Consider the following 25,167-nt stretch of genomic DNA (forward strand, 5'->3'; position numbering starts at 1 on the left):
GATGGAATAGGAGGTTGCATAAATGAAACATTCAAAATCATTACTACTGCTAATGGTAATTCTTTCATGGTCGACTGTTCCTTTGCTAGGGAAAGGAGCTTTTAAACGATTTTTACCTGCGGCTATTCTCATAAGTATCGTCTCAAAAGTAATCCACTTATTTGCTCAAAAAAGAAAATGGTGGAAATTTGTAAGATTAAATTCCAAGATAAGTGGTGACACAGCGTTTGTATTCGGCCCTTTCTTAGTCGCAGCACTCTGGATTCTTAAATTTACATACAATAAACTTTTTTTGTATTTGATTACAAATACTATAGGTCATATTTTGTTTGATATTTGGGGGTTAAAATTTTTAAAACGCTCAGGAATAGTTTCGTTAGTGCGTATAAATCCATTCCAGCATTTTTTGTTACTTCAATTTAGAGCGCTGCTTTTATATGGCATTCAGACTTTACTGGATAAAATGAATTTTTTTACTGAAAGACATAAATCATAATGCTTTATATGTGTTTTTTAGCGGTGGATGATTTGTTATTGGCCATTTATCGAAAAGCAATTGAGGAAAAGAGATTTCCTTTTTGAATCTTTGAACCGCCGTTCTAATGAAAATGGTAAATAAGCGGGATTCTAAAGACCAGTGAAATGCTGGTCTTATTTTTTGGTTACATACAGAACGTTAGTTCGTGTATAATAATACCGAAGGGGATGATTCGAAATGGCGATTCGAGACCGTGGTAAAATGAAATGGCAATCGGCTTCATTTTTACCTCTAGCATTCGAAATGACAAGAGAAATGTTCAAGGATCAAGCTCGTACTGCTAAGCCAATATTAGACGAACATCAGACGGAAGAGTTCGACCTTCGTATAGCATACGCAACAGAATATAATCATGAGGTAAAGCTAACTGTATGGGATGACGGTTTTACTCACGACATTACTGGTCGTGTTTAATTACGTAGATCCTTTAACTCATCAGCTTCGGATTGAGGTGAAGCCTGGAGAATTTGAACGAGTGGCATTCGAAAGTGTAGTCGGAGTGAAGGTTTTGAATTAAGCTAACATCTCATGACTAGAGTCAACCTTAAAAGGTTGGTATTTTTTATATCCAACTAAATGGAAGGTTAGTTAAAAAATGACCGCTAAAGATTTTTGCTTATTTTAAATAATCTGGGGATTATATTAGTATTAACAATTTAAAAGAAGGTAAATCGATTGAGTATTGAGAAAAAGAAAGAAATAGTAAGAACTTTTTATAAAGAAGTGGATGCTGCTAACGATAAATATTTTAACTTTTGGAAGGAAAATACCCTATTCCATTGGGATTGGTGGTTATCATTTGGATTAACAATCATTCCCTGGATTTTATGGTGGAAACTTAGAGAGAAAGAAACTACTGCACGTTATATGTTTTCTTCATTTTTTATTATTATAATTACTTCTTGGTTAGACTTTATTGGTGTAGTGTCGGGGCTATGGTACTACCCAAGTAAACTTATACCTACAATTCCCTCCTATGTTCCTTGGGATTTTTGGATGTTTCCTGTATCGATGACATTGTTAATGCAATTTAAACCGCATTTATCGCCATTTAAAAAGGCAATAGTGTACAGTGCCTTTGTATCATTCGTGGGAGAACCATTATTTCAACTCATAGGATTTTATACAATGATACATTGGGAGTATATATATTCTTTTCCGATCTATTTAATAATTTATCTATGTGCGGATTGGATAAGTAAACGTAAAACATTTTAACCATTATCAATTTTTACATAGGATGATTTTAATGGTGTTATTTTTTTATCGATTTTATTTTTCAATACGGTTGCTTATAAAATGAATAAACATCTGACCAAAAATCAGATTGTTCATATTTGGGCATTTTCAATGATATTGGAAATAATTTTTGATATTTTCATTGATGAAAAAACACTTGGCTACTGGTATTTTTGGAAAGGAATTGATTGGACAAATATATTAGTATATACGGTACTAATACCACCTGTATGTGTTATATTTTTAAACTGGTATCCCTTTAATCAATCCTGGAATAAAAGAATTAGTTATATTTGTGCCTGGGTGTTATTTATTTCGGCTTATGAGTTACTATCGCTGCAACAACCTTGGGGGTACTTTCATTACGGTTGGTGGAAATTTATTTATTCGTTATTTCTTGATCCAATTTTACTTTTAACTTTACTGGCATATTATAAATGGATATGTAAAATTGAAAAAATGAACTAACAAAGCTTTCTTAAATAAGCTAGGCAATTTTCTTATTCAAGTAATCTGGAGAGTATTTCTCCAAAGTGAAATAACTGAATAGATAAAAAAAGATTGCAATATAATACCGTTAATATCATTCAATAATGAGGGATTAATTTATGTACAGTCAAACAGATAAAATGGGAAGCAAATATCATTCACTTCAAACAGATATATGGCTTCATCACGATTTGTTTAGTCTTGGGTGGTGGAGTATTATCATTATAAATGTATTATTTCTTATTCTGTTCTTTCTCTTAATTGACCGTTATAGGACGTTGTTAATATCTTTTGCTTTTGTAGTATTACCGTTTTAATGTTTTTTATATTAAAAATTATTGCTAATTTTGTAAGGGATAAATCAAAAAGATATTCGTAGTAAAATTTCGATACTAAAGGCAACATCTTCTCTTTACTCTTCGAATAAATCCTTCAAATCAATTTCAGACCAACGCTTCATTCGTTCTTTTTTCTTCACTTCGTCAATGAATTCATTGGATTGGGATAATCGTTCAACTTCTTTTTCCGCTGCTTTCATTTTTTGTTCTTCGGTGTTTTTCCTTTTTTCGAATTCCTTTCGGTCTATCATTCCGTCAATAAATAATTCCTTTATTCTCTCAATCCGTTGGCTTGCTTTTTCGATCACTTCCATTTGAAGTGCAATCAACGCCTTACCGCCCCCATTTTTGCGTTTTGGAGCGTCTAGGGTCTTATTGTATAATCTTGCTGCAAAGTCTTCCATATCCGCCCGTAGTGCCCTCAGAATGACATCTTCTTGACAACCTTGATTCTTATTACAGCGGTGAATCCCGTCGGGAAGGATATGACGGTACTTTTTCAAATAAACACGATTCTTCGTGTCACGATACCATGATATTCCGTGACCACAAAAGGCACACTTCGATAATCCCGATAGAATGTATTCTCCTTTTCGGGCACGTGGAGGAAGAAGACGGGTTTCTTCTAGTCGTTGGACTATTGTCCAGTGGTGTTCTTCGGTCTTTAACGGTTCATGCAGCCCTTTGACTTTGATTACCTTTGACGGGTCGTTTTCACGGTAATGATGACCGTTCACACGCCGAAATTTGCCGTGAAAAACATAACCAAGATGAAATTCGTGTTTTAAAAGTCTTGCCGTTTGTGATTGTCGCCAAACCGCATTCGGCTTCCCCGAAATTGTTGGGATTCCTTCGACGTTGAAGCGTTGGGCGATTTCTTCCGTTGAAAGCCCTTCTTCAAGAAATAACGTCAACAAGTAGTTGTAAATTTTCCGCCCGTTTTCGTCAACCTTGACCGTTCTTGGATTGCGATCGTAGTAATAAGGAAAGGGAGGCTTTCCGTTGGTGAATTTTCCTTCCTTAGTCCCGTTGATTTTGCCTTGCTTCAAGCTTTTCTTTATTTGGCGATATTCTTGACGGGCAATCAACGATTCGAATTCTGAAAGCATTTCGGAAGATTCTTCGTTCAAATCATAGGATCGATTTGGCGTCATGATAAGCGTATCGGATTCCTTAAAAATTTCGTTAATGATACCAGCGTCTTTTCGACTTCCACGTGTCAAACGGTCAAAAGCAACGACAAGAACAGCATCAAATGCTCCAGCCTCAACTTTATCCAATAGTTCCATAAAAACGGGACGCCTTGAAATGGAATCCGCCGAACCGATTTCTTCATAAAATTCAACGTTCTTGTATCCATTCTTCGCAATGAAGGGAACACACCCGCAACGATTGAACCGAAATTTAGGGGCGACGTTGGAATTGTGCTTTATAATACAAGATTTCTTCCGTTCAAAGTCAAGGTTGGCGACCGAATCGCACAAGCCGTTTTCAAGAAATACGAAGAAAAAATCGAAACCGAAGTTGTTGATGAACTCGACGCTTCGGAACGTGGAACAAGCGGCTTCGGGTCAACGGGTGTGCAAGTCATGGCAAAAGGGGGAATTCGAATGATTAACGAAAAACAAAGTGAATTGAAAGTTGAATTGTTAGCAAGTACACCTAATGCAAGGGAAATCGCATTTACGGCGATTAGAACTTGTTATTCTCACAATAAACCTTCCGATTTGTTTGAAGGTGTGGAATACGAAAAGTATCAACAAAAGACAGCTTCGGATGGGAAGGGCGGAACTGACGCCGATCGATTGTTTCGTCACATTGTATCAAGCGGACACACTTCAACACTGGAACACATTTCTTTTACATTTGCAATCGAAGGCCTTTCCCGTTCGGCATTGGCACAATTGACTCGACACCGTGTAGGTTTTGGATATTCCGTTCAATCGCAGCGTTATGTTTCGGACGCTTCCGATAAGAAGAAAGGTGGATTCCAGATCGTTATTCCGCCGAAAGTTAAAGAAGATCCCGAAGCATTAAAGATATTTCTTGAAACAATGGACGTAATTCAAGCCGCATATGATAGACTTCGAGAAACAAAGATTCCGACGGAAGACGCCCGCTTTGTCCTTCCGAATGCTGCCGCAATCAATTTGACAATGACTTGCAACCTTCGAGCATTACTTGGGTTTTATTCCAAACGTCGGAAAGGTCGTGGGGCACAATGGGAAATCGCCGAACTTGCGGAAGAACTTCATCGTGTTGTCGTTGATAAAGAAATTTGGCTTGACCCTTATTTTGAATTGGAATAAAATTGTAAACAAGTAAACGAATATTAAAAGGGGCTGCTACAAATGAAGAAATTCTTGGGTTGGATTTTTGGAATTTTAGCTGCTTCGGCTGCTTTAACAGTCGTTATGATTTTTGGTTTGAATAGTTTTGAAGGAAAAGCGGAAGCTGACGAAATAACAGTTATGGAGTCAGTACCGACAATTTCGCAAGTTCGTGAAGATGCTTTGGACGAAGAAACTTATCAAAAAATACTACACGCAATGACGCACCAAAAGGTTGCAGCAGACGAAAAATGGGGTGGGTATCGGATTACCGAAGAAGATATTAACCTAATGCTTCGAACGCTGGAAGTTACTAATTACGATCATGAAGATTATTATAGAAAAGTATTGACGTCTTGGAAAAGGGGCGATTTCTCAAACGCAGTTGAAGTTCACAATAAAATTTGGGAATGGCAAGGCGGAAATATTGGAAAAGCGACAAGATTGTTGACACCACAAGAAGAAAAAGAATATATCAAGAAAAACTTCAAATAAGAAGCGGAAAATCCTAACGGGTTCCGTTAGTCTCGTAAAACTTGAAATTGTATTCGAGGATGCACCCCGAATTTGTAATTTTAAAAATGGCTTAGTAAAGTGTTTACTCAGCCATTTTATATTTTATTGTATTAAAACAAATGAAACTAAAGCACCCGTTCTTTAAGTGAGGAATTTCACAATATTCTTAACCCCTACCGAATATTAAAACGTGAATTACCAATTAATATTTTGGCGATTCCTAAAGAATTCACCATTTGGTCCATCTTCACCCAATGTTGCCAACCAAACAGCAGTATCAGCTCCTTCAACGACTGTACTTGGAGCGTTTTCTCCTCCCATATCAGTTTGAACACTGCCAGGGCATACTGCATTTACTTTTATATTTGGTTCTGTAATTTCCAGAGCGACTAGACATGTTAAAGCGTTTAACATTGTTTTGGATATACGGTAAGCTCCCGATGATCCTTTCAAACCTCCAAATCCTTGAAGAATTTCAAATGCTCCTAAACCAGAGGATAAATTTACTATCCTCCCATAACCATGCTCTTTCATTAAAGGGACACTTGCTTGAATCAACCTTAGGGCTCCAAAGAAATTTGTTTCAAAAGTTTCTTTTACCACTAACTCTTCTAATTCTAAAATAGAAATCCCCCTATCAAGGATAATTCCAGCATTATTCACAAGTACATCCAATCGACCATACTCATTCCTTACTCGTTTCATCATTTGTTCGACACTGACTACATTATTTACATCGACTACTTGTAGATCAACAGTCAGTCCATTTTTATACATTTCTGTAACAGTATTTTCCCCTTTTTCTGTATCCCGACATCCAATTAGCACATGGTATCCTTTTAAAGCCAACTGCCGTGTAATTTCTTTTCCGATCCCACGATTTCCACCCGTGACTAAGGCAATCCTTTGATTGATTGAGCTTATTTTATTACTCATTTTAAATATCTCCTTATTTGGTTCTGTTTTTTAAATCTGTTACCACGTCCATCAGCTGGGATTCAGCTCTTCGTAAGATTGCAATTTGTTCTCTGATTTCAGTAAGTTTCATTTCCCCTTTTTTAATTCCATTTTGTATACATGCGTCTTTGATTCGTCCTTCGCTCGCACAATGAAGCAAATCAGCTATCTCATTTGTTTTCAAACCCATGCTTAAATAAAGTTGAATCATTCGAATCTGTTCAATATCAATTTCACTATACTGACGATAGCCATTTTCTAAACGAATTGGATTCAAAAGGTCTTTTTCTTCATAGTACCGTAATGAGCGAATGCTTACTCCTGATCTTCGAGCTAATTCACTAATATGCATTTAAAAGCACCTCTTTTAAATTTCTTCTTGCCTTGGTTTAAATATAAACCATCACATCATGTGAAGGTCAATATCATTTATTCTATTAAACAGTCCGTTATTTGAGAATACTTCAATTACTTACGAATAATTCCTTCTCTTATTAAAGAATATGACCCTATTACTGAATTGTTGTTGAACTAAACTGCCCGTTTGTTCAATAAGGCTTTTCGAAACTGTATTCCAAAAGGTTTGGGTCTAAAGCAACTAAATGGGGTTGCCAGCAATCTGACATTTCTGACACATCCATTTTTTCCGCAACAACGTTTAACCTACTTATGTCTTGATAATATCCAGAATGAATAAGGTCTTTTCGATTTACTATTATTCGATTTCTTATACGAGTTGGAAAAACATCATCACCATTTATTATAAAAAAGCCTTGGGGAATGAAATCTTCTCCATAAGCATCGAGGTTTAATTTTGTTACATCCTCCAATGCATTTAACTCATTTGAAAAACCGTTCTTAAAGGATTTACAGAGTATTCTCAAATAACCACCTTTAACTTTGTCTTGTTCAACTAACCTGCTTAGTTAGCCGAATTGGAACTTTCTCTAATATTTTTCTTCAGTTAATCAACAAAAAATTAAACCTTTTATATTCTACTAGGTTTAAAATATCACAAAAAGGGTATATGTTATTTGTTATGTATCTATAAGGTAGTTAAATTGGGGGCATAAATATGGAGACAAAACTCATCTTAAAGACAGAGATAATGGATTATATATACCAAAACGGCGAAATTTTTGATAATATGCTATTGTCGGAAGCAACAAACGTTTCAGGAAAAATTAAAGAAATATTAGATAAGGGAAATATTGATTTATTAAAAAATGCAAGAAAATTAATTTTTTATGTAGTTGAACAGAATGATTCAGAACTAGTAGCTTTTGCTAAACAGGAGGGAATTGCCTGGGCGACTTACTCTTTAACACTGGCATTAAAATTAGAATGGGTACAAGCGATTAGAAGAACGGTATGGCAGATTATAAATTCAATAGATGAAAAACAGGCTATAATAACAGGAAAAACGGAATATTCAAAACTTGAAAAACTAATAAATGACAGAGTCGATCAATTCCTAAACAACTTTTTCCTTAGTTATTCAGATTACAAAGATAAAATGATCCTTCAACAAAGAGAAATGGTAGAACATTTGTCAGTTCCGATTATTCCTGTAAATTCAATGCTTTCTGTTTTGCCTTTGATTGGTACCATTGACTCGTACAGGATTATAATAATTGAGGAAAAAATTTTAAATGATATAGCTAAATCTAGAATCCAGACACTTGTTATCGACCTTTCAGGAATAGCAATGATGGAAATGGATGTCATAGGTTACTTTGAAAAAATATTAGCTGGTATTTCTATGATGGGATGTAAAGCTATACTTACTGGAATCAGACCTGACCTTGTGAAGAAAATGGTTCATTCTGGAATACGTTTTCAACATGCTGAAACTAGAGGTACGTTACAAGAAACATTAAAGAGATACCTTTAATTTCAGTAACCCCTAATGAGGAAGTAGATCATTCAGATGAAAAATAAGTGGGTTGGGTTTTAGTGGGATATTTAGCTGTTAGGAAAGGACAATAATGAAAATACAAAGGAAGCTAGCACTACGGTACAGATTAGTCATTGTATTAATAGTAAATATAGCTTCCTTTGGGTTGAAACTCGACCAAATCAGCATGCCAAGGGGAATTGCTATGGCATTAATATTAATTTGTTTAATTTTCAGGAATTTAGTCTTACATTATTTATTGTTTTAATGTAAAAAAGACCCTTGATTCTTTGATCAAAGGTAAGGTAGGGGCTTAGTGGTCTAGGCTAAGCCTCATGATTAGGAGGTCTAAACTCCGAAGAATTTAAACATGTGTATATAATACCATTGTCTGAAAATTGTTTCAATGGTTTAAAGCACTAATGCATAAAAATAGTGATTAAAGATTTAAATTTGTTTCCTTATTAATTTATTTTCACTTTACATCTTTGATTCAGATCGTGCCCCCAAACTTTTATAATCCTTTAGTTGAAATAACTTAAAATCTTAAGTGTTTATTAATCATTCACATACAAAAAAGCACAGCACGAATATTTCTGTACTGTGCCTTTTTAATATTTATGCGGAAAAGGTAATTATGAAATACTTAAGCTAAAGTTTGCGTTCTTAAAGAAACAGATTTTAACTTTTTGTCAATCCTTTCAAGTAAGAAGGATAACCTAATCAACAAATTAAGTAGAGTTGATAATAAGCTTTTAATTGAAGTATTCATAATATAATATATCCCCCCACATTGTAATTAAGTGTTATAAACTAACACCATTCTTATATTTTCCTTTAATAACTTATTAATTCAATTACCTTTTATTATTTGTGCCCTATCCTCCATTTGTGGTGGTTCTTCAAACCATCCATGTTTAATCATAATCTCAAGACCTTCTTGTCCATAGAAATAAACATCTTTGACAAGTAATAAAGATCTCATAGTAATATCATTTCTAAGTGTAAAAAATGTACCAAAACTATTTCCAACAATGCTGAAGCCGTTGAGAAAATGTACACATACCATCATAAGCCTTTCAGAAAAGGGGGCTACAGTTGAAGTAGTAACGGTGCTTCCAGAAGTAGCAGAAAATTGAACATCATTATCCAAAAGAATATCTGTCAATACTTTTATTTGTTTTTTCGCAAGTTCTTTACCTTTTACAAAATATTTCTTCACATCTTTATTTTTTGCACATTGGGCAAATCCTGTAATGAGTTGCATACCAATATTATTTGTTTCAATGCCATGATGTAGAAAACCAAGTTCAATATCATTTAAAGCCCTCTTATCACTTAAAGGTTTAAAACCACTCATATAGCTTTTACTTTCTACAAACTCCGTTGTTTTTGGCATTGTTACCTTTGGTGGAAGAGTAAGAACTCCTTTTCTAAGTAAATATTCAGTAGATAACATATAAAAATCTTGGGTTACGTTAGTAAGCCCTTTGTAAATCTTTGCTACATCGTCATTGTAAGCCATATTCATATTAATCGTATACAAGCCCATACTTACCTCTTTTAAAATACGGACAAACATAATATCAAATGCATTGTCGAATAACTTAGGCGCTTCTAAATTTACATCTTCTTTTGTGAATCCTATAGGATAAGCAATTCCTTGTTGTTTAAAGGTTTTTTCAATTTCTAAAACGAAATAATTTAGATGTTGCCATAACCCACCCAAAATATTTCTAGCTTCATCGTCGTCTGTTGTTTTTATAAAATACTCCAGCATTCTCATAATAAGAGTTTTTTCTTGGTATGTAAGCCAAAGAGTTCCTATTTCTGATGAACTTATAGGATTAGTTAAAGACAAAATAATTTACCTCCATAAACCTTTTGGTTATAGTATGCTTCTTTTAAAAGAGGAATTATTCCAAATCAAAAAAACTAGTAAGTAAATAATAATCCAATCATTTTTTTATAAGGCTAGAAGAAATACCTTTTCCCTTCCTTCAAATTAAAAAACTTTTTTCCCTTTCAAGCTTTATTAAACAAAGTGCTACCAAGAATAGTTAAAGAGTTTTATTGAATTAACATTTGTAATAACCACAAATAAATAAAGTTCAGCTAATGGATAACCAATTTAAAAACAACAAGAGACCATCGAAAGATGGTTTTTTTATAAATTTTATATCTATAAATGCAGTTGCTTCTTCAACAAACCTGCCCCGTTAGTTTAGCAAGCCCCTTCTCATTTACCGCACATTTTCATCGAAGTGCTACATTAGCAAAGATTGTCGAACTTTTTGGCTTATATTTTGTTCAATATAATGAACATTTGTATTACAATTGTTTCATAGCATTAACAAAATTTAGAAAAAGGCAAACCTTTCGAAAGATTGGGACGCAAAGCTACAGGTCTAAAGTTATAAACAGCAATGACGGCTGGGCTGCCTAGAATAATACATATTTTAGGAGGGTAACATGTTGAGTGAAAATGATTTAGATATAGAATGGATTGAACTCATTATTAAGGCTCGTAATTTAGGACTTTCTGTTGATGAAATCAAAGAATTTCTAAAAAAATCTTCTTGACCTCATTGAAGGTCTATTTTTTATGTGGTTCGTTATTTGGGTCAAAAAAGTCCTAAAAAAATATCCCTTCTTAAACTATCTGCCCTTTAGCTCAATAAGGAAAGGAGCTGCAGAAGCAGCCCCTTTTTAAATTCTTGCCCGCCGTTAGTTTAGTACACTCCTTCACAATCTACTTAATATTTTAATGGAGAGTAGCCGTTGGTGTATGCGACTTAGGATTAACTCGACGTTTCTTGAAAAAAAAGAAGTAACATTATTTCCTGATTTAAATAATAGTTTTACAAACTCTTTTTCTACACGTCTATACACCAAGAATTAGTATCCACGAGAACTGATATTATTTAAAATTGAATTATATTCTTGGTCACTAATAATACCTAACATTTTACATAGGGAGGAATTTAATAAGATCCTTTTCTTTATTCGTTTAGATGGATACATTCTTATCAACTCCTTTATTTTCATTATATTTTACTCCTCTAAAAAGTTTCCTTCAACCAAAAAAAATTCATAAAGGAAAAAATATTGCCCATAAAATAGAAAAAAACTTACCTGACATTAGGGGGGCGGTATTTTAACTGTTACTAAGCTAAACTGCTATGTTTGTTTAAGTGCAACCTTTCACAATCTTTATTTTAATAAAATATCCATCTGCAACGAAAGTCGCCAATTGAACGGAGGCTTTTTATTTTGCCGTCACAAAACGTTGATTCCAGACCACAAGTTCAAGTGTAACGCAAAACACTTTCGGAAGGGGGAATCACGTTGGGAACTATTAACGGTAAATTAGTCGTCAAAATTGCCTTGTGTGGTAAAATGCGAAGCGGCAAAGACACGGTTGCCAATTTCCTTCGTGAAAAGCACAAGTTCACAGGTTTTCGTTTTTCCGAAGGGATTTGGGAAACGATTCGTCTTTTATATCGGCAAGTTTACGCAAAGCGGCATGAAGAAAAACCACGCAAATTGCTTCAAGATATCGGGCAAAAAATGCGGGAAGTTGACCCGGACGTTTGGGTCAATTACACGTTCAACAAAATCGAAGAAGTCAGGGCAAATCGGGTCGTTGTGTCCGACCTTCGGCAGCCGAACGAATTTAACGAATTGAAGCAACAAGGATTCTTTATTGTCCGTGTAAGTGCGGAAGACAGGATTCGTTTGAACCGTATTCTTGCGGAGAACGACAACTTCGATATTCAAGACTTATATCATGAAACCGAACGTTACATTGACGGGTTCAAGGTTGATTTCGAAATTCAAAACAATGGAACTATCGAAGAACTACTTCAACAATCACAAGCGGCATTTGATAAGGCCGTTCAATATGTGAAAGGGGGAAAACCAGGGGGGCGAATATAATGGGTGCTGCTTCAATTGATTTGAAGTCAAACGAACACACAGAATATCCGATTGAAACGCCGCAAGGGGTGAACGCCTTATTATCAAACATTCATCACGTTCGAAGTGCTGCAATTGATAAAGGCGATTTCGACGCTATTAATTTGTTGATAGACTTCCAAATTGCATATTCAAAAATAAACGTGACCCCACGCCAAAGACAAGCGATTCAGTTAGTCTATTTCGCAGATTTGACGCAAAGGGAAGCGGGCGAAATCATGGGAATTTCACAGCAAGCGGTTCAACAATTGATTCAATCGGTCGTGAATAAAATTGCCGAACAATATAAGAAGGATTTGAACGACGTCAAAGGGGGAAGCAATCATGAATCTATTCCAAGCGATTACAAATAAACACTATTTTGACGGTATGTTTATCGCCAATTACAAGGTTCGTATGGATAAGGAAGTATCGAAATTATTGTCGCTGCTGAACGTGAACGGGCAACCGCCTTCTTTGGATATCCGCAAGCAAGCGATCGAAGCGATATGTGAAGCCTATATCGAACAAACGGGTGAAGTCCCAGACGGCGTTCAAGTTCAACGATTGGGAAATTGGTTATTGCTCGAAGATATGACGAATAATCACCCTGACAAAGTAACCCGTGAAGAATATCCATTCTTGACTAAACGGCAGCTTCGAACCCGGTACAATCGGGAACGGGCAGACGAAACAATCGAAGAAAAACTGACCCGTCAAAATTATCTTGGTGGTAAAAAGCAATCAATGTAAAAAGGCTGAATAATATTCGAGCGTGTCCCAATAGGGGTGGCGTTTTTAATTTGGCAAGAAAAAAAGACCTTCGGCAAAAGGTCGTAAGAAAAAATAACAGAAATTTTCAAAACAATTATAAAAAATTTTTTGTTGCGTCACAATCCCCGATATTCAAACCACAAGTCACGGTGTAACAACGACAAACCGAAAGGGGAAATCGTACGTGACTTTATTGAAAGAACAAACGACGCTAACAAACCAAGCAAAGGAATTCGAAAGTTTCCTTCAAGTAAGTGAGGGATTCAAACGGGGAACAGCTGCATTTTTCGCAAAACAAATCCAAGATTTCGTTCAAAGCGAATTGACTCCGAAGGCATACTTCGAAGCTATTAATCCAAACGACGAGAGGGCAGGAGAAACGTTCTTGATGAATTTCCGACACTTCGTTCAATTCCAGCAAAACCAATATTTCGAAGATTTCCATGAACTTCGTTGGGAACTTGTTCGAAAACATGTAAGGGGGGTCTTTCTAATATGGTAATTCTTCCACAAAACGCAATTATGTTTTCTCACAATGATCTGGACGGAATCGGGGGCGGAATTCTTTTCAAAGCCGCACTTGGTTCACACGCCGAAGTTCATTATTGTTCCTATCAAAATGTGGACGACAAAATCAATCAACGCTTGGACGAATTAGAAAACTCGGCCGACTTTCCGTTTATTCTGATTGCGGACTTGGGAATCAAGGAACAAACGGCGAAACGTCTTGACCGGTATCAAGGCGGAAAACGTTGGCTCGATCATCATAAAACGAATATCGAACTTGTAAGCCGCTTTGATTGGGCGACGATTGACGTTGAAGCAAGCGGAACATTGTTGGTCTTTGATGAATTCGAAAACATTCCAAGAAGTTTCCGTGATTTTGCAATTCTTGTGGAACTCTTGACCAAATAATTCTTGATAGAATTGCCGATCATTCGCAATCCCTTCCGTTGAATCTTATCCTTGAAGCCCGCTTCAATGAACTAATGAAGAAGGGAATCACATTACAAGGTGAAATCGCCTATTTACAAGAGGAAGAAGATTATCAATTCGTTGAAGGTCAAATTGAAGTAAAGAAACGCCGTCTGGATATGATAAAAGGTCAGCTTTCTGAACTTCAAAACGTCGGAGAAATGCTATCAAAATATAATGCATTCGAACGGGAATTCGAAATCTTGGTAATGTAAAATGGCAATTGAAAAATCATTGTCACGAGAAGATATAGCTGAATTGATAACGAGACGGCGAAGACAAATCCTTGTTCATTCTGTGATTTATTATCGTTGGAACGACGGATATGATTGAAGACCATACCTTCGATTTATGGTAGAAAGAACTTGCCGAACTTCAAGGGAAATATCCGGGTATAGCCGCTGAATGTGAATGGCATGAAGCGTTTGCTGATTTCGACGGGGCAACGGCTGCTTTCCTTCCACTTGCAGACCCCGACGCATTGAACATGGCTGGTCGAGTCTTGAACGCCGTGAAAGTTATAAATAGATATCAATAATTGGACGCCGTTCTGTAAAAGTTGGTGAACTTACAGTTGTAGTTCGAAGTAACACACCAAGTGAAGAAGCAATTATAATTTTCAATACTTGGATAAATAAAAAGGGTTACGAAATAGTGAGAAGTGTTCCATCAAATAAATCGAATAAACACTACTGCAACTAGGCAATGTTATAAAAACATTGCTCTTTTATTTAAATTAAATTAACGAAAAAGCCGACAACTTTAATTCCCCGACCATAAATATTATAAACTTTATAAAGATAAAACACCTTGTCTACAAATACGGAAAGGTCTGTGACAGCGCTAATTTCTTTTCCGTTATTGGACACATTAAAAAATACATGCAATATTCCTAGTAGAGGTGAAATCCACGCATGACTTCAAAGAAGCACAAAGTTTTTAATTTAATTTTAATAATGATTCCCTGGTTATCATTATTATTTATAGGTAAAAAGACTTTCAAACGATATTCATTTGCTGGTGTTTTTATATCTATTTTTGAAATTATTAATCATATATATGGACATCAGAGGAAGTGGTGGAAGTTTTATGATAAACCGAAATCATTTTTAAGGGATGAGCTTCCCTTTGATATTGGACCATATATGCCTCTATCTTTGTGGATTCTTAAATTTTCGTATGGATACTTTAAAAGGTTTGTATTAGTTAATGTTTTTGCTAATGCTTTCTTTGCTTTTCTCTTCATGCCTTTCCTTAAAAAATTTAAAATTGTTCGATTAAATCGATTAAACTACTTTCAATTCTTTTTTTACATACACTATAAAGCCTATATATTGTATGGAGTACAGTATTTATTTGAAAAAGTGAGAATAAATAGACCATTTTGATACAATTTATTAGATACCTTTTCTTAACAGCAGAATATGAAAAAGCGTCCGAACCCGTTTCCGCATAGCGGGGGAAAGACGCTTTTTTCTATTTATACGCTAATTTATATAATGGGATAAGTGCTTCAAACGTATTTCTTACAACGTCCAAGAATTCGCTGCCGTTGGTTAAAATCGGGTCATTAGCTGCAATTTGTCGTCCAATAAGGAATTCCGCTTTTTTGACGTCCCGAAAACGTTCAAGTGTAGCTTTTAAGTTGATTTCCTTCATTGAAGTTGCGTCTTTTTTCATATGGTCTTGGGAAACAACAAAATCTTTTGGAACGGTCGTTTTGATCGTTTTCAAGTTCTTCAAAAACGTCTTTGCCATTTCCTCTTTGTTCGGTAACTCGTAAATGAACGCCAACCAAATGAATACATGGTCGTCAAATAAACCAACTTGAAAATGCGGGTGTTGTTTATATCCACGTTTGTTCCCCGCTATTGCCAACCAAGTATCTTTCGGGGCATTTACAGTTCGACGGGCATGTTTTGCTATATGCAAAAACATTTCTTGTCCAAGGTTAACCGAAAGTTCGTCCGTTAATACTTGACCGATTTCACGGAACTTTGGTCGAATCCGTTCTTCAATTGCTTCCATTCTTGCGTCAAGACCTTCTATATTAAAAGTGTCAAAATCAGTCTTTGTAAATCCTTGAAATTGCATTTTTTAGGTACTCCTTCATCAAGTTTAATCGTTTTATTATGGGGGTAAAAGATAGAGACGGAGGGCTTGTAATCAATCATACTTTGCGAACAACCCATGTATCCTTGGGCGGATTAATTGTACGACGAGCATGTTTGGCCACATGGATGAACATTTCATCTCCCGTTAGAGCAGATAGCGTTGGTGCGAATATTCCCCTAATTGTTCTAGTTTCGGGCGAACCGTATTTTTTAAAGCCTCCATCCGTGGTTCTAATCCATCTATTAGAAATACATTGAAATCCTCAGTTGTAAAGCCGCCAAAATCCATTTTGTTACCTCCAACAATTGTTTGTCCATCATTGTAGCATAAGAAAGAAAAACGAAGAAGTTTGTTGCTCGTATGGGTTAACGCACATATTTGTTGCAACATATCTAGGTGGCTCATAGTATACATTAAAACAAAAAAATCAGAAAAGTTAGTATAAAAATGGAAGGGGGAAGGAGTAATGAAGCAGCTAATGAATACATCTCTAAAAAAAGCAAGTGAAAAGGAAAGAACAGCCGTATTAAGATTAGAAATGGATTATGAATTGGCCACATTATTCGAGGCAATTGAAGAGAAGAATGAAAAGAAAATGAAAGAGTGTAAGCAAAAATTAGAAAAAATCCGCATGGAATTGTTACGCTTAAAGGCTTTTTGATCGATTTATAACCTAAGGAGTATACAGAGGGAATGAAACGTGGAGAGATAATAGATCGCTTGTTTTGAACGAACTCCAAATGGGAATAAGGGGAGTTCGTTTATTATTGTGCCCTTATGTGTGATGAGTTGAACGATCTGCTGGTGATGACTAAAAGTTGCTGTTAAAGCTCAATTTGATTAAGCTAGAAGTACATCAAATCATAAAAGGTGCATCATACTACATACATTGAAATAAATGCACGAATGGAGGAAAGGTATGAATTGGGAAACCATAGATGCCAACGCAAAACAATGGGTTAAAGAAGCAGGCGAAAAAATCCGGTTATCCTTTAAGTCCAAGTTAAATATTGAAACGAAATCAAATCCCAATGATTTGGTTACAAACATTGATAAAGAAATTGAACAGTTTTTTATCCAACATATAAGAGCGGTCTATCCTGAACATAAGATTATGGGTGAAGAGGGGTTTGGAGATGAACTTCAAGACCTTGGGGGAATTGTTTGGTTAATTGATCCAATTGACGGAACGATGAATTTTATACACCAGCAAAGGAATTTTGCCATTTCTATCGGGATCTATGAAGATGGAGTAGGTAAAATTGGCCTCATTTATGATGTAGTCCATGATGAGCTGTACCACGCATTTCGGGGAAAAGGTGCTTACATAAATGAAAATCCTCTACCAAAGCTTAAAGAAGCAACCATTAAGGAGTCCATTCTTGCTATTAATGCCACTTGGGTTATTGAAAATAAAAGAATTGATCATAATTTAATGATTCCCTTGGTCCGAGATGCTCGGGGGACAAGATCATATGGAACAGCTGCTCTTGAAATGGTATTTTTAGCAGCGGGCAGGGTAGACGCCTATTTTTCAATGAGGCTTGCACCATGGGATTTTGCCGCAGGAGCAGTTATTATTGAAGAACTTGGTGGAGTGGTGACCAATTTACGTGGTGAAAAACTTGATTTTCTTTCAAGAGATTCTTTGTTCGCAGCTAAACCAGGGCTTCACCAGACCATTTTAAAGGATTATTTAAAAAGTGGGCAATGGTAGAAAAGATGGCTGCCTGCTTAGTGATTAGCAAAAAAGAAGCCCGGGTCCGCCGAGCTTCTTTTATAATTCTCCATTCTGCCGCATTTTTCTTTTGGTTTTAAACCCCATCCCCATAATAACAATCACAGCCGCAATACAGACAATTCCCCCAATTACACTGTGTTCACTAATTGATATTCCAATTCCGACAATACTGACTGCTGCAAGGATTGCATAAATAAGTAAAGGCCATTTCACATTGTTCATCAGCACATTCCCCTTCTGTTCATCTGCGTTTTTGCTTTTTATTTCTATATTACATAAAATCATTTCAGGTTTCCACTTTATTTGTGGTATAATGTTTTAGTTGTATATGAAAAACTATAATTAAAAACAATTTCTTGAATAAAGGTAGGAGTGGAATTTTTTGAATATAAGAAATGATATACGTAATATAGCGATTATTGCCCACGTTGACCATGGTAAAACAACGTTGGTGGACCAGCTGCTAAAACAATCTGGAACATTTCGTTCCAATGAGCATGTAGAAGAACGTGCAATGGATTCTAATGATTTAGAAAGAGAACGCGGAATCACGATCCTTGCAAAAAATACAGCGATTCAATATAAAGATACTCGTATCAACATCTTGGATACGCCAGGCCATGCTGATTTTGGCGGCGAAGTAGAACGGATCATGAAGATGGTTGATGGAGTACTGCTTGTTGTTGATGCCTATGAAGGCTGTATGCCGCAAACACGTTTTGTCTTAAAGAAGGCTTTAGAACAAAACTTAACTCCAATTGTTGTTGTCAATAAAATTGACCGTGATTTTGCCCGTCCATTAGAAGTAATTGATGAAGTATTAGATTTATTTATTGAGCTTGGGGCGAATGAAGACCAGCTTGAGTTCCCAGTTGTTTATGCCTCTGCGATCAATGGTACGGCAAGTACTGATCCTGAGAAACAAGACGAAAACATGAAGTCATTATATGACATGATTGTAGAACATATCCCGGCACCAGTTGATAATAGTGATGAGCCGCTTCAATTTCAAGTAGCATTGCTTGATTATAATGATTATGTAGGCCGGATTGGAATCGGACGTGTATTCCGCGGTACAATGAAGGTTGGACAGCAGGTAGCTCTAATGAAGCTTGATGGTTCTGTTAAGCAGTTCCGTGTTACCAAAATCTTCGGATTCTTTGGCTTAAAGCGTCAAGAAATTGAAGAGGCAAAAGCAGGAGACCTGATTGCCGTTTCTGGTATGGAGGACATTAATGTTGGTGAAACGGTTTGTCCTGTTGAACATCAAGAAGCGCTGCCGATCTTACGAATTGATGAACCTACTTTGCAAATGACATTTGTAGTCAATAACAGTCCATTTGCCGGTAGAGAAGGTAAGTATTTGACTTCTAGAAAGATTGAAGAAAGACTTCGTTCTCAGTTGCAGACAGATGTCAGCTTACGCGTAGATAATACAGATTCACCAGATGCTTGGATTGTTTCTGGTCGTGGTGAGCTCCATTTATCGATTCTAATCGAAAATATGCGTCGTGAAGGCTACGAGCTACAGGTTTCTAAACCAGAAGTAATTGTAAAAGAAATTGATGGTGTTCGTTGTGAGCCTGTAGAACGTGTGCAAATTGATGTTCCTGAAGAGCATACAGGTGCCGTAATGGAATCAATTGGAGCCCGCAAAGGTGAAATGCTTGATATGATTAATAATGGCTCAGGTCAAGTTCGCTTAATCTTTAATGTACCTGCGCGAGGATTAATTGGTTACACAACAGAATTTTTAACGATGACTCGTGGTTATGGAATTATTAATCACACGTTTGATAGTTACCAGCCTATGCTTCAAGGACAAGTCGGCGGAAGACGTCAAGGTGTTCTTGTTTCAATGGAATCAGGAAAAGCTTCTACTTATGGAATTATGCAGGTTGAGGACCGTGGTACGATTTTCGTTGAACCTGGTACTGATATATATGAAGGAATGATCGTTGGGGAGCACACTCGTGAAAACGATATTACCGTTAATATCACGAAGGTAAAGCATGCAACTAACATTCGTTCTGCAAACAAAGATCAAACGTCTGTCATTAAAAAACCTAGGATTATGACATTAGAAGAATCATTAGAATACTTAAATGACGATGAATATTGTGAAGTCACACCTGAGTCGATTCGTTTAAGAAAGAAAATCCTTGACAAAAATGAACGGGAAAGAATGGCTAAAAAGAAAAAAATTGCTGAATTGAGTTAACAATTGAGAGGTGCAAACCCGTGGAAGAATTAAAATCTTTCTCTCCCAGTTTAAGATTTTTTATTGAACTTACGAACGATATTGAAACTGGTGTTATTTTACAATATATCTTTATTGTTATTTTATCAGTCATTGTTTATCGTTTAGGTTTTGCAAAAAAGCTGCCCCTTGGCAAAAATATTGTAATCTATTTCAGCCTATGTATTGGATGCTTAATGTTGCTGTTTTTCTCTTACGCATTACCAATTGCGGAAGGTTTGGGTGTCGCGGCGGTATTATTAATCATTTATAAAATCCGTCTCCATCAATCGAAAAAACAGGCGAATAGTGAAGCAGCAGGGGGGGAATAGAATGCAATCCTTACAGGATGCACTTTATAATTGGCTCACGATAAAAGTGGTTTGTGATGCCCGCCCTGATGACAGAGCAGCGATTGAAACACTTGATTTCTTTGAGGAAATGCTCACTACACAGCATTCTGTCTCCACTATCGAAATAACAAAAGATGATCTGATGTATTATATTTCGTATCAACAGGGAGAGGAAACGAAAAAGGGTCGTTATCCCCGCGAATTAATTGAAATCATGATCAACCAAATTAATCAAGAGCCCGAAAAGTATAAGGACTATCCGAATGATTAAAGCTGCAGAACTGTAGAGCTGCAGCTGGATATTTAAAATAAGTTGTGTTAAGGTTATTGTTGATTTTTAGCATGTTGATTGGAGCGGAAGGCGGCGAAGACTCCTCGAAAATGCTATCGCATTTCCTTCGTGCGTGTGCGGATTCGAGGATGCAAATTCAAAGTCCTGCGGGAGTACGGGGCAGGGGAGACCCCACAGGCGCACATGCGCCGAGGAGGCTCCCCGGCACGCCCGCGGAAAGCGAAGCCGCCTGGAGTGGAAATCAACATTCAAGATTAACACAGCCTAAAATAAAGAACGCTTGTATACGTTGGTATACAAGCGTTTTATATTTGATTCACTAACTAATACTCACCATTCATCCTTATCAGATTTGGGACGGTATAAGTGGAAATTACCTGAATCCCTTCGTGCATTTGTTTTGTCAGCAATTCTAACACTGCAGTCATTACACATATATGTATGAATGGGACGATTCCGAAGTCGTTTAGCAATTAAGGATTCATCGTCTATAGGTTCGATCTTATCGCAAATCACACATTTGACTCTCATTCAAGCACCTCTTTCATTCTTCTTTCGAATAACAGAATGTTTGTATTATAGTATACCATGACAATTCAACTACTGGTAAATCAATTGGTTAGAGTTGATGAAAAATAGGGATAGTAGTAATATGAGAATATCTGTTTTTTATAGGAATAATTAAAGGGGTTGTGTAATATGGCAAATCAAGTAGAACCAAAGCTAATTCAGCCATTATTTGATGAACTGCAAAAAGAACGCTTCGTCACTTTGGCTACGATTGATTATGAAACAGGCGGTCCGAATGTGAGTGCAATATCCTGGGTGCTGGCTAAAGACGAAGGCACCATTTATTTTGCGGTTGATAATCGTTCTAGGATTTTAGAAAATATCAATAAAAATAATCAAGTAGTGATTAATTTAATTGCAAATGAATCTACTTACTCGATTCAGGGGCAAGCGCGTGTTAAAGAAGAACGATTACAAGATGTTCCATTGAAATTGGCAATGGTAGAAGTTTTAATTAATGAAGTGAGAGATGTTATGTTTTACGGATCCAAAATTGTGACAGAAGTTCAGTATGATAAAACCTATGATAAGAAAGCGGCTGAAAGACTTGATAAGCAAGTCATGGATGCAATGAAAAAAGCTTAGTGAAAACTAAGCTTTTTTGTATATGATGGGTGAATGCTGCATGTTTTACTTGTAGTGATTGGATTGGTCCTCTTGTTCTTCATTGAGTTTCTTTTCTTCCTTACCTTTAAGCTTTCGGTCCGGTTTTTCAGTTGCGTTTTTCGGACTTGGTGTGATTAAATCGCCAGGTACTTCAGGTATTAATCGACCTGCTACATCGGCCAGTTCCTCCATAATCCCGCGTATGGGCCTTCCTTTTTTAATATCGGCTTGTATTTCCCGTAAACGCTGATTGGTGTCGGCATCTGCCACAACAATCGCATTGGCCCCATATGGATCCTTTCTTAAACTTTCTGCAACAGAATACTTAATGGAGCCAACCTGTGAACGATCAATTTTCGCATCGACATCAATTCCAACAATGGCATATTTTCCCAAAACTACTGCCGTTGCATCCGACACGTTTGGAATACTAGTTGCAAGCTCAACGAGACGTTTGGAAATTTCCTGCCCGGATTTCCGGTCTACGTGGTTAATATAACTGTTCTTAACGTTCACTAGTTGATTGCCGCTATTGGCATTCTCCTTATGATCCGCAATGCTGCAGCCTGTTAAAAGTAAACTGATGGCAGTTATTAAAAGATTTTTTTTCAATATAATCCACCTCCTAGATGACTTATTGCTGGTTAAATGGGCTTGAACAGTAGACTCTCATACAAGTTATATTGTCCTAATAACAATTATTGTGCGGAACGTCTTCTATCTTTATTCCAATAAACATATATTTTACCAAAGTCCAATCTAGCAAAGGGTTGTTGAAACTAATTTAACAAGCCATACACCAGTGAACCAGGAGGCGTTGCTTTGAGTAAAATATACGTGTTAGATACAAATGTCTTGCTCCAAGACCCGTATTCCATTTATTCGTTTGAAGACAATGAAGTTGTGATTCCCGCAGTGGTCCTTGAAGAAGTGGACTCAAAGAAAAGATATATGGATGAAGTTGGCAGAAATGCCCGGCAGGTTTCGCGTTTGATTGATGGTTTACGGGCCGAAGGAAAACTTTATGAAAAAATTCCTCTTGAGAATGGGGGAACCATTAGGATCGAGTTAAACCACCGATCTTTCCACGAACTACAAGATATATTTGTAGAAAAAACAAATGATAATCGGATCCTAGCAGTGGCAAAGAATTTATACTTAGAGGAACAAGCAAAAGAAAATGGTAAGCCAGTAATAATCGTTAGCAAGGATGCGTTAGTACGAGTAAAAGCAGATGCGATTGGGCTAACAGCAGAGGACTTTTTAAATGACAGAGTGGTTGAAGTGGAACATATTTATACAGGTTTTTTTGAATTACAGCTTCCGATTGAATTATTAGGCCGTTTTTATGAAAAAGGCGAGTTATCACTTTCTGAGGTAGCTAACCATCCGTTCTATCCAAATCAATTCCTAATCATGAAGGATATCCTTGGCAGTTCTGCTTCCGCAATCGGAATGGTTGATAAAACCAGTAAGAAAGTAAAAAAGTTAACATTAAATCAAGAGCATGTATGGGGAATACACTCACGTAACGTGCAACAGACGATGGCGATTGAATTATTGTTACGAAAGGATATCCCGCTTGTTACCTTAACTGGTAAAGCTGGAACAGGGAAAACCTTGCTTGCACTTGCATCTGGTTTGATGCAAACGGAGGATTTTAGAGAATACAAAAAGCTTTTGGTGGCAAGACCGATTGTGCCTGTGGGAAAAGATCTTGGATTTTTGCCAGGAGAAAAACAAGAAAAACTCAGACCTTGGATGCAGCCCATTTACGATAACTTAGAATATCTATTTAATACGAAGAAGCCAGGAGAGCTTGATGCAATTTTAGCCGGCATGGGCTCCATTGAGGTAGAGGCATTAACCTATATCCGCGGTCGAAGCCTGCCAAAGCAGTTTATTATTATCGATGAGGCACAAAACTTAACCAAGCATGAAGTGAAAACCATTTTAACAAGGGTAGGAGAAGGCAGTAAGATTGTATTAATGGGGGATCCTGAACAGATTGACCATCCATATCTTGATGCCTATAACAATGGATTAACGTATGTAGTAGAGAAATTTAAAGACCAGGAAATTTCGGGACACGTTAAGTTGCTAAAAGGGGAACGCTCAGGCTTGGCACGCTTGGCAGCTGATTTGCTTTAGGAGAGAGCTGCACCTATTATAAACGGGTGCCAATTGGCACCCGTTTATGCAGGAATTACAAAATGTGCTTATTTAATGGTAAATCTGGTTACATTTGTAATGGGGGTATCTTTATTAGAGCCATCACCATAATAAATATGGACGGGGCCATTAGAAGTTAATGGTTTCCCATTTTTTGAGTAACCTAATATAAGGTTATATGCCGTTTCCAGTGGAAACTCAATTTCCTCCGTTGTGGTGTGAACAATCAAGCTTTTCGCTTCAGGAGCTGGCTCCGAATTTAACAAAAAAGGTTTAAATGGAATTCCGAAAGTACCTGTCAATACCTTTTCTTTTTCAAATTTCTTTTCGGTCTTTAATGTTGGCGGATAAATTGCCCCTTCCATTATTTCACGGTCCCAGTGTTTAGAGACTGCCTTTGTGTAGGCCTCGACGGAATCGGAAGTCTCCTTTACTTGTGAGAAGTAAGTGGTTAAATCAACCCGGCGGTCGTCAAAAATCCAAACTCCGGGATCAAGCGTAATTGTAAATTTTACATTCCCTGTTATAGTTAAAATGTTTTCCATCATCCATCCCCCTCAAATCTTGCCTTTTGGGCGTTTGTCTTTCCATAACCACTAACTTTTACGAAAAAACCTATATTTGAATATCAATCATTATAATACCGCTTTCTTAGTATAGCTTTTTTTTGCTTTATTGTCATAAAAGTAACTCCTTTTGTCATTGTTCTTGCAATTTCGTGGTGTAAACGGTAAAATTTATAGATAAGTTGAATTATCGCTCTGAAATGGGGGGATCAATGTTGGCGTCTGAAATGATCGTGAATCACCATGAAAAAGCCTATGCCTTGCTCCAGGCTGACGCTGAAAAGATATTAAAGCTTATCAAAGTGCAAATGGACAATCTCACGATGCCTCAATGCCCTCTTTATGAAGAGGTATTGGATACACAAATGTTTGGCCTTTCAAGAGAAATAGACTTTGCTGTACGATTAGGCTTAATAGATGGTAAGGATGGGAAGACAATTTTAGATCAATTAGAGAGAGAATTGTCTGCTCTTCATGATGCGTCCTTAAAAAAATAATGTATA

General features: G+C 36.6%; 34 protein-coding genes, 2 pseudogenes and 1 riboswitch. Of the genes and pseudogenes, 25 read left to right on the forward strand and 11 right to left on the reverse strand.

The features are described 5' to 3' along the window. Window positions 1–22: 22 nt before the first annotated feature. From J7E81_RS02905 to J7E81_RS02920, 4 genes are all read left to right on the forward strand, one after another. The gene (locus J7E81_RS02905; protein ID WP_215040630.1) at window positions 23–496 is read left to right on the forward strand and encodes a hypothetical protein; all 474 of its coding nucleotides are present in this window, start codon (window positions 23–25) and stop codon (window positions 494–496) included. 219 nt (window positions 497–715) lie between these two features. Continuing rightward, the gene (locus J7E81_RS02910) at window positions 716–952 is read left to right on the forward strand and encodes a YolD-like family protein (RefSeq protein WP_251028409.1); all 237 of its coding nucleotides are present in this window, start codon (window positions 716–718) and stop codon (window positions 950–952) included. A gap of 261 nt (window positions 953–1,213) precedes the next feature. Beyond that, complete coding sequence (locus J7E81_RS02915; RefSeq protein ID WP_215040631.1) at window positions 1,214–1,756, forward strand: CBO0543 family protein; 543 nt, start codon at window positions 1,214–1,216, stop codon at window positions 1,754–1,756. An 81-nt stretch (window positions 1,757–1,837) separates the two neighbouring features. Beyond that, entirely contained in the window at window positions 1,838–2,245 is a 408-nt protein-coding gene (locus J7E81_RS02920) for a CBO0543 family protein (RefSeq protein WP_215040632.1), read from the forward strand. Window positions 2,246–2,678: 433 nt separating this feature from the next. Here the strand turns inward: J7E81_RS02920 and J7E81_RS02925 are convergent, their stop codons facing one another. Continuing rightward, the gene (locus J7E81_RS02925) at window positions 2,679–4,088 is read right to left on the reverse strand and encodes a recombinase family protein (protein WP_215040633.1); all 1,410 of its coding nucleotides are present in this window, start codon (window positions 4,086–4,088) and stop codon (window positions 2,679–2,681) included. Between J7E81_RS02925 and thyX the strand changes: the two genes are divergently transcribed. Both thyX and J7E81_RS02935 read left to right on the forward strand, forming a co-directional pair. Beyond that, complete coding sequence (gene thyX / locus J7E81_RS02930) at window positions 3,996–4,913, forward strand: FAD-dependent thymidylate synthase (protein ID WP_308162145.1); 918 nt, start codon at window positions 3,996–3,998, stop codon at window positions 4,911–4,913. The two genes, J7E81_RS02925 and thyX, sit on opposite strands and share 93 nt — an antisense overlap. Window positions 4,914–4,955: 42 nt before the next feature. Beyond that, window positions 4,956–5,429, forward strand: coding sequence for a DUF6241 domain-containing protein (locus tag J7E81_RS02935; protein ID WP_215040634.1), 474 nt, complete (start codon window positions 4,956–4,958; stop codon window positions 5,427–5,429). A 216-nt stretch (window positions 5,430–5,645) separates the two neighbouring features. Here J7E81_RS02935 and J7E81_RS02940 read toward each other — a convergent pair whose 3' ends face one another. The 3 genes from J7E81_RS02940 to J7E81_RS02950 form a co-directional block, all read right to left on the reverse strand. Beyond that, window positions 5,646–6,386 (reverse strand): SDR family NAD(P)-dependent oxidoreductase, encoded by a 741-nt coding sequence (locus J7E81_RS02940; RefSeq protein ID WP_215040635.1) that lies wholly within the window; start codon window positions 6,384–6,386, stop codon window positions 5,646–5,648. A 13-nt stretch (window positions 6,387–6,399) separates the two neighbouring features. Continuing rightward, window positions 6,400–6,759 (reverse strand): MerR family transcriptional regulator, encoded by a 360-nt coding sequence (locus J7E81_RS02945; protein WP_215040636.1) that lies wholly within the window; start codon window positions 6,757–6,759, stop codon window positions 6,400–6,402. A 196-nt stretch (window positions 6,760–6,955) separates the two neighbouring features. Next, entirely contained in the window at window positions 6,956–7,237 is a 282-nt protein-coding gene (locus J7E81_RS02950) for a hypothetical protein (RefSeq protein ID WP_215040637.1), read from the reverse strand. 245 nt (window positions 7,238–7,482) lie between these two features. Here J7E81_RS02950 and J7E81_RS02955 point away from each other — a divergent pair, with 245 nt between their 5' ends. Further along, window positions 7,483–8,301: an STAS domain-containing protein gene (locus tag J7E81_RS02955; RefSeq protein ID WP_215040638.1), complete on the forward strand. Its 819-nt coding sequence runs from the start codon at window positions 7,483–7,485 to the stop codon at window positions 8,299–8,301. An 856-nt stretch (window positions 8,302–9,157) separates the two neighbouring features. On the opposite strand, the gene J7E81_RS02960 is transcribed toward J7E81_RS02955, so the two are convergent. Further along, on the reverse strand, window positions 9,158–10,165 hold the full coding sequence (locus J7E81_RS02960; RefSeq protein ID WP_215040639.1) for a DUF3231 family protein: 1,008 nt from the start codon (window positions 10,163–10,165) through the stop codon (window positions 9,158–9,160). Between the two features lie 498 nt (window positions 10,166–10,663). Beyond that, window positions 10,664–10,750, forward strand: a riboswitch (cyclic di-GMP riboswitch). A 29-nt stretch (window positions 10,751–10,779) separates the two neighbouring features. Here J7E81_RS02960 and J7E81_RS02965 point away from each other — a divergent pair. From J7E81_RS02965 to J7E81_RS03000, 10 genes and pseudogenes are all read left to right on the forward strand, one after another. Further along, window positions 10,780–10,887, forward strand: a complete 108-nt coding sequence (locus tag J7E81_RS02965; RefSeq protein ID WP_374103972.1) for an anti-repressor SinI family protein — start codon at window positions 10,780–10,782, stop codon at window positions 10,885–10,887. Window positions 10,888–11,652: 765 nt separating this feature from the next. Beyond that, window positions 11,653–12,243, forward strand: coding sequence for an AAA family ATPase (locus tag J7E81_RS02970; RefSeq protein ID WP_215040641.1), 591 nt, complete (start codon window positions 11,653–11,655; stop codon window positions 12,241–12,243). Then, on the forward strand, window positions 12,243–12,635 hold the full coding sequence (locus tag J7E81_RS02975; RefSeq protein WP_215040642.1) for a sigma factor-like helix-turn-helix DNA-binding protein: 393 nt from the start codon (window positions 12,243–12,245) through the stop codon (window positions 12,633–12,635). Before J7E81_RS02970 ends, J7E81_RS02975 begins: the two co-directional genes overlap by 1 nt. Continuing rightward, window positions 12,607–13,014 carry a hypothetical protein gene (locus J7E81_RS02980; RefSeq protein ID WP_215040643.1) on the forward strand — a complete coding sequence of 136 codons (408 nt, stop codon included), beginning with the start codon at window positions 12,607–12,609 and terminating at the stop codon, window positions 13,012–13,014. Before J7E81_RS02975 ends, J7E81_RS02980 begins: the two co-directional genes overlap by 29 nt. Window positions 13,015–13,219: 205 nt before the next feature. Next, entirely contained in the window at window positions 13,220–13,537 is a 318-nt protein-coding gene (locus J7E81_RS02985) for a hypothetical protein (protein ID WP_215040644.1), read from the forward strand. Further along, entirely contained in the window at window positions 13,531–13,950 is a 420-nt protein-coding gene (locus tag J7E81_RS02990) for a hypothetical protein (RefSeq protein WP_215040645.1), read from the forward strand. The genes J7E81_RS02985 and J7E81_RS02990 overlap by 7 nt, the downstream gene beginning before the upstream one ends. Before the next feature lie 38 nt (window positions 13,951–13,988). Beyond that, window positions 13,989–14,225, forward strand: a complete 237-nt coding sequence (locus J7E81_RS02995; protein ID WP_215040646.1) for a hypothetical protein — start codon at window positions 13,989–13,991, stop codon at window positions 14,223–14,225. A gap of 1 nt (window position 14,226) precedes the next feature. Further along, window positions 14,227–14,343 carry a DNA ligase LigA-related protein gene (locus tag J7E81_RS31240; RefSeq protein WP_374103973.1) on the forward strand — a complete coding sequence of 39 codons (117 nt, stop codon included), beginning with the start codon at window positions 14,227–14,229 and terminating at the stop codon, window positions 14,341–14,343. A 37-nt stretch (window positions 14,344–14,380) separates the two neighbouring features. Next, window positions 14,381–14,548 (forward strand): annotated as a pseudogene (locus tag J7E81_RS31245) (hypothetical protein); the annotation flags it as partial. Between the two features lie 376 nt (window positions 14,549–14,924). After that, complete coding sequence (locus J7E81_RS03000; RefSeq protein WP_215040647.1) at window positions 14,925–15,398, forward strand: hypothetical protein; 474 nt, start codon at window positions 14,925–14,927, stop codon at window positions 15,396–15,398. Between the two features lie 88 nt (window positions 15,399–15,486). Here the strand turns inward: J7E81_RS03000 and J7E81_RS03005 are convergent, their stop codons facing one another. Both J7E81_RS03005 and J7E81_RS03010 read right to left on the reverse strand, forming a co-directional pair. Beyond that, window positions 15,487–16,104: a YktB family protein gene (locus J7E81_RS03005; protein WP_215040648.1), complete on the reverse strand. Its 618-nt coding sequence runs from the start codon at window positions 16,102–16,104 to the stop codon at window positions 15,487–15,489. 91 nt (window positions 16,105–16,195) lie between these two features. After that, a pseudogene (locus J7E81_RS03010) lies at window positions 16,196–16,413 on the reverse strand (DUF1054 family protein); the annotation flags it as partial. A 178-nt stretch (window positions 16,414–16,591) separates the two neighbouring features. On the opposite strand from J7E81_RS03010, the gene J7E81_RS03015 reads away from it, so the two are divergent. Continuing rightward, entirely contained in the window at window positions 16,592–16,786 is a 195-nt protein-coding gene (locus J7E81_RS03015) for a hypothetical protein (RefSeq protein ID WP_215040649.1), read from the forward strand. A gap of 258 nt (window positions 16,787–17,044) precedes the next feature. Then, window positions 17,045–17,842, forward strand: coding sequence for an inositol monophosphatase family protein (locus tag J7E81_RS03020; RefSeq protein ID WP_215040650.1), 798 nt, complete (start codon window positions 17,045–17,047; stop codon window positions 17,840–17,842). Window positions 17,843–17,902: 60 nt separating this feature from the next. On the opposite strand, the gene J7E81_RS03025 is transcribed toward J7E81_RS03020, so the two are convergent. Further along, the gene (locus J7E81_RS03025) at window positions 17,903–18,088 is read right to left on the reverse strand and encodes a YlaF family protein (RefSeq protein WP_215040651.1); all 186 of its coding nucleotides are present in this window, start codon (window positions 18,086–18,088) and stop codon (window positions 17,903–17,905) included. Window positions 18,089–18,248: 160 nt separating this feature from the next. On the opposite strand from J7E81_RS03025, the gene typA reads away from it, so the two are divergent. The 3 genes from typA to J7E81_RS03040 are packed head-to-tail and all read left to right on the forward strand — an operon-like array spanning window position 18,249 to window position 20,729. Continuing rightward, the gene (gene typA / locus J7E81_RS03030) at window positions 18,249–20,087 is read left to right on the forward strand and encodes a translational GTPase TypA (RefSeq protein WP_215040652.1); all 1,839 of its coding nucleotides are present in this window, start codon (window positions 18,249–18,251) and stop codon (window positions 20,085–20,087) included. Between the two features lie 20 nt (window positions 20,088–20,107). Next, entirely contained in the window at window positions 20,108–20,437 is a 330-nt protein-coding gene (locus J7E81_RS03035) for a YlaH-like family protein (RefSeq protein ID WP_215040653.1), read from the forward strand. Between the two features lies 1 nt (window position 20,438). Then, window positions 20,439–20,729 carry a hypothetical protein gene (locus J7E81_RS03040; RefSeq protein WP_215040654.1) on the forward strand — a complete coding sequence of 97 codons (291 nt, stop codon included), beginning with the start codon at window positions 20,439–20,441 and terminating at the stop codon, window positions 20,727–20,729. A gap of 351 nt (window positions 20,730–21,080) precedes the next feature. Here the strand turns inward: J7E81_RS03040 and J7E81_RS03045 are convergent, their stop codons facing one another. Next, a complete protein-coding gene (locus J7E81_RS03045) occupies window positions 21,081–21,281 on the reverse strand; it encodes a YlaI family protein (protein WP_215040655.1) in 201 nt (66 codons plus the stop codon). A gap of 168 nt (window positions 21,282–21,449) precedes the next feature. Here J7E81_RS03045 and J7E81_RS03050 point away from each other — a divergent pair, with 168 nt between their 5' ends. Continuing rightward, entirely contained in the window at window positions 21,450–21,905 is a 456-nt protein-coding gene (locus J7E81_RS03050) for a pyridoxamine 5'-phosphate oxidase family protein (RefSeq protein ID WP_215040656.1), read from the forward strand. Between the two features lie 45 nt (window positions 21,906–21,950). Here J7E81_RS03050 and J7E81_RS03055 read toward each other — a convergent pair whose 3' ends face one another. Further along, the gene (locus J7E81_RS03055) at window positions 21,951–22,538 is read right to left on the reverse strand and encodes a YhcN/YlaJ family sporulation lipoprotein (RefSeq protein WP_215040657.1); all 588 of its coding nucleotides are present in this window, start codon (window positions 22,536–22,538) and stop codon (window positions 21,951–21,953) included. 210 nt (window positions 22,539–22,748) lie between these two features. Between J7E81_RS03055 and J7E81_RS03060 the strand changes: the two genes are divergently transcribed. Further along, on the forward strand, window positions 22,749–24,077 hold the full coding sequence (locus J7E81_RS03060; RefSeq protein WP_215040658.1) for a PhoH family protein: 1,329 nt from the start codon (window positions 22,749–22,751) through the stop codon (window positions 24,075–24,077). 68 nt (window positions 24,078–24,145) lie between these two features. Here J7E81_RS03060 and J7E81_RS03065 read toward each other — a convergent pair whose 3' ends face one another. Then, window positions 24,146–24,643, reverse strand: coding sequence for a peptidyl-prolyl cis-trans isomerase (locus J7E81_RS03065; protein WP_215040659.1), 498 nt, complete (start codon window positions 24,641–24,643; stop codon window positions 24,146–24,148). Between the two features lie 236 nt (window positions 24,644–24,879). Here J7E81_RS03065 and J7E81_RS03070 point away from each other — a divergent pair, with 236 nt between their 5' ends. Beyond that, entirely contained in the window at window positions 24,880–25,161 is a 282-nt protein-coding gene (locus tag J7E81_RS03070) for an Fpa/YlaN family protein (RefSeq protein WP_215040660.1), read from the forward strand. The last annotated feature ends 6 nt before the right edge of the window (window positions 25,162–25,167 follow it).

Origin of the sequence: Bacillus sp. ISL-18 (genome assembly GCF_018613415.1) — a bacterium.
In the GTDB taxonomy this organism is placed as follows: domain Bacteria; phylum Bacillota; class Bacilli; order Bacillales; family Cytobacillaceae; genus Neobacillus.

Bases quoted from the DNA above. Each gene is read 5' to 3' on its own strand.
- J7E81_RS02905 (WP_215040630.1), top strand. From the start codon at position 23: ATGAAACATTCAAAATCATTACTACTGCTAATGGTAATTCTTTCATGG.
- J7E81_RS02910 (WP_251028409.1), top strand. From the start codon at position 716: ATGGCGATTCGAGACCGTGGTAAAATGAAATGGCAATCGGCTTCATTT.
- J7E81_RS02920 (WP_215040632.1), top strand. From the start codon at position 1,838: ATGAATAAACATCTGACCAAAAATCAGATTGTTCATATTTGGGCATTT.
- J7E81_RS02935 (WP_215040634.1), top strand. From the start codon at position 4,956: ATGAAGAAATTCTTGGGTTGGATTTTTGGAATTTTAGCTGCTTCGGCT.
- J7E81_RS02940 (WP_215040635.1), bottom strand. From the start codon at position 6,386: ATGAGTAATAAAATAAGCTCAATCAATCAAAGGATTGCCTTAGTCACG.
- J7E81_RS02945 (WP_215040636.1), bottom strand. From the start codon at position 6,759: ATGCATATTAGTGAATTAGCTCGAAGATCAGGAGTAAGCATTCGCTCA.
- J7E81_RS02955 (WP_215040638.1), top strand. From the start codon at position 7,483: ATGGAGACAAAACTCATCTTAAAGACAGAGATAATGGATTATATATAC.
- J7E81_RS02975 (WP_215040642.1), top strand. From the start codon at position 12,243: ATGGGTGCTGCTTCAATTGATTTGAAGTCAAACGAACACACAGAATAT.
- J7E81_RS02980 (WP_215040643.1), top strand. From the start codon at position 12,607: ATGAATCTATTCCAAGCGATTACAAATAAACACTATTTTGACGGTATG.
- J7E81_RS02990 (WP_215040645.1), top strand. From the start codon at position 13,531: ATGGTAATTCTTCCACAAAACGCAATTATGTTTTCTCACAATGATCTG.
- J7E81_RS31240 (WP_374103973.1), top strand. From the start codon at position 14,227: ATGGCAATTGAAAAATCATTGTCACGAGAAGATATAGCTGAATTGATA.
- J7E81_RS03000 (WP_215040647.1), top strand. From the start codon at position 14,925: ATGACTTCAAAGAAGCACAAAGTTTTTAATTTAATTTTAATAATGATT.
- J7E81_RS03005 (WP_215040648.1), bottom strand. From the start codon at position 16,104: ATGCAATTTCAAGGATTTACAAAGACTGATTTTGACACTTTTAATATA.
- J7E81_RS03015 (WP_215040649.1), top strand. From the start codon at position 16,592: ATGAAGCAGCTAATGAATACATCTCTAAAAAAAGCAAGTGAAAAGGAA.
- J7E81_RS03020 (WP_215040650.1), top strand. From the start codon at position 17,045: ATGAATTGGGAAACCATAGATGCCAACGCAAAACAATGGGTTAAAGAA.
- J7E81_RS03025 (WP_215040651.1), bottom strand. From the start codon at position 18,088: ATGAACAATGTGAAATGGCCTTTACTTATTTATGCAATCCTTGCAGCA.
- J7E81_RS03040 (WP_215040654.1), top strand. From the start codon at position 20,439: ATGCAATCCTTACAGGATGCACTTTATAATTGGCTCACGATAAAAGTG.
- J7E81_RS03045 (WP_215040655.1), bottom strand. From the start codon at position 21,281: ATGAGAGTCAAATGTGTGATTTGCGATAAGATCGAACCTATAGACGAT.
- J7E81_RS03050 (WP_215040656.1), top strand. From the start codon at position 21,450: ATGGCAAATCAAGTAGAACCAAAGCTAATTCAGCCATTATTTGATGAA.
- J7E81_RS03065 (WP_215040659.1), bottom strand. From the start codon at position 24,643: ATGGAAAACATTTTAACTATAACAGGGAATGTAAAATTTACAATTACG.